The following is a 2,065-nucleotide window of genomic DNA, read 5'->3' as shown; positions in this document are numbered from 1 at the left end:
CGGTGAGGGGAGCCGTCGTCGCAGGCGGCGGCGCCGTCGCAAGGGCTCCGGCGACGACGACGGCCCGAACAGGGACGACGATCCGCCGAACACCGTCGTGCACGTCCGCGAGGAACGCCAGGACGGCGGCAAGGACAGCAGCAGCGACGACGAGGTCCGCGCGATCAAGGGCTCGACCCGGCTGGAGGCCAAGCGGCAGCGCCGCAGGGACGGCCGCGAGGCGGGCAAGCGCCGCGCACCGGTGCTGTCCGAGTCGGAGTTCCTGGCCCGCCGCGAGTCGGTGGACCGCCGGATGGTGGTGCGCGAGCACAACGAGCAGACCCAGATCGCGGTCCTCGAGGACAACGTGCTGGTGGAGAACTTCGTCACCTCCGCGGGCTCGGGATCGCTGGTCGGCAACGTCTACCTGGGCCGCGTGCAGAACGTGCTGCCCAGCATGGAGGCCGCGTTCGTCGACATCGGCCGGGGCCGCAACGCGGTGCTCTACGCCGGGGAGGTCGACTGGGACGCCGCCGGGCTGGCCGGCAAGGCGCGCCGCATCGAGCAGGCCCTGTCCACCGGCGACAGCGTTCTCGTGCAGGTCACCAAGGACCCCGTCGGGCACAAGGGCGCGCGGCTGACCACCCAGATCAGCCTGCCCGGCCGGTTCCTGGTCTACGTGCCGGGCGGCGGGGCGACCGGGATCAGCCGGAAGCTGCCGGACAACGAGCGCAAGCGGCTCAAGGAGATCCTCAAGCGGATCGTGCCGGACAACTCCGGGGTGATCATCCGCACCGCCTCCGAGGGCACCAGCGAGGAAGCCCTGGACCGGGACGTGCGCAGGCTGCAGGCGCAGTGGGAGGTCATCAAGGAGAAGTCGGAGACGCCGAAGGCGCAGGCCCCGCAGCTGCTCTACGAGGAGCCGGATCTGCTGATCAAGGTCGTGCGGGACCTGTTCACCGAGGACTTCTCGTCGCTGACCGTCCAGGGCTCCGGGGCCTGGGACACCATCGAGGCGTACGTGCAGCACGTGGCACCGGACCTGATGGGCAGGCTCAGCAAGCACGTCGGCAAGAACGACGTGTTCACCGAGCAGCGGATCAGCGAGCAGATCGCGAAGGCGCTGGACCGCAAGGTGTGGCTGCCCTCCGGCGGCTACCTGGTGATCGACCGCACCGAGGCGATGACCGTCATCGACGTCAACACCGGCAAGTTCACCGGTTCCGGCGGGAACCTGGAGGAGACGGTCACCCGGAACAACCTGGAGGCGGCCGAGGAGATCGTGCGCCAGCTGCGGCTGCGCGACATCGGCGGCATCATCGTGATCGACTTCATCGACATGGTGCTGGAGTCGAACCGGGACCTGGTGCTGCGCCGGTTGACCGAGTGCCTGGGCCGGGACCGCACCCGGCACCAGGTTGCCGAGGTGACTTCGCTCGGGCTGGTGCAGATGACCCGCAAGCGGGTCGGTACCGGCTTGCTGGAGGCGTACAGCAGCACCTGCGAGCACTGCCGCGGGCGCGGGCTGCTGGTCTCGGCGGATCCGGTGGCGCACCAGCACGGCAAGGACCACGGGAACTCCGGTGGCAACGGCGGCAACGGCGGCGGGTCGCGGCGCAACCGCAACCGCGGCAAGCAGGACTCGAACGACTCGGAGCAGCAGGGCGAACGCAACGGCGTCGCCCAGGCGGCGAAGCAGGAGCAGGCGGCGAAGCAGGAGCAGTCCGCGGAGGCCAAGCAGGAGAAGGCGAAACCGGACTCGCCGGAACCGAAGAAGGCCAAGTCGGGCGGGCCGAAACAGGACGGCGGGAAGCCGGACGCCGAGCGGCGCGAGAGCGGCAAGCCGCAGGCCGCCAAGCCGGAACCCGCGAAATCGGAGTCGGCGGAGCCTGCCAAGCAGGACGGCGCCAAGTCCGAAGGCGCGCAGCAGGCGACGAAGCCTGCCGAGCCCGCCACCGCGGACAAGCCCGCGGAGCCGAAGCCGGCCGAACCGGCCAAGACCGGCGACTCCGGGTCGAACGGCCGCTCGCGCAGGCGGAAGGTCAGCCGCCCGGCCGGTAGCGCCGGAGAACCGGCCGAGCCGGTG

Annotated in this window: 1 protein-coding gene; it reads left to right on the top strand. The window is 70.9% G+C overall.

All coding sequences use genetic code 11. From position 1 onward, the window contains the following. The coding region (locus tag IJH84_RS19405; RefSeq protein WP_295147130.1) for an Rne/Rng family ribonuclease at positions 1-2,065 on the top strand (2,065 nt) is incomplete at both ends.

Source organism: Saccharopolyspora sp. (assembly GCF_017434145.1).
GTDB classification, from domain to species: Bacteria; Actinomycetota; Actinomycetes; order Mycobacteriales; family Pseudonocardiaceae; genus Saccharopolyspora_C; species Saccharopolyspora_C galaxeae.
This window is presented reverse-complemented; position numbering and strand designations above follow the sequence as displayed.